1 pseudogene is annotated in these 480 nt (G+C 76.0%); it reads right to left on the bottom strand.

Annotated features, from left to right (window positions below):
- A pseudogene (locus tag C1I97_RS42370) lies at positions 1–331 on the bottom strand (hypothetical protein); the annotation flags it as partial.
- Positions 332–480: the final 149 nt, after the last annotated feature.

Genomic DNA, 480 nt, shown 5'->3' on the forward strand with positions numbered 1-480 from the left:
GTTCGGAGACGATCCGGGGGGAGGCGGAGCCGACGTGGTGCACGTGCAGTTCGGCCTTGGGCAGTCCGGCGATGAAGGCGTGCCGGTCGCGCAGTGCGTGCTGGTCGGTCAATGCGTGCTGGTCGGTCAAGGGGCCCCTCCCCGGGACGGGCGCCGCCCGGTGGGCGCGGCGCGGGTGATCGGCTGATCGGTGGGCACGGTCATGGTAGGCGCCCGGCCGGGCCCTGGCCGGGGCCGCCGGCCTCCCCGGCTGCCGGAGCCGAGGTGAGGAGGCCGTAGCATGGCCGGGCCATCGGACAAGGGGGAGACGAGGACATGACGGACGGAACACAGGCCGGCGGGGGCGCGGGAGCCGGGAACGACCCGTGGGCGCCGCCCGCGAACAGGCCCTCGCTGGAGAAGAACCCGCCCGTACCGCAGCAGCCGTCGCCCCCGTACCCGGCGCAGGACCAGCCGCCCGCCTTCCCGCCGCCGTCCGTG

Origin of the sequence: Streptomyces sp. NTH33 (genome assembly GCF_003236365.1) — a bacterium.
In the GTDB taxonomy this organism is placed as follows: Bacteria; Actinomycetota; Actinomycetes; order Streptomycetales; family Streptomycetaceae; genus Streptomyces.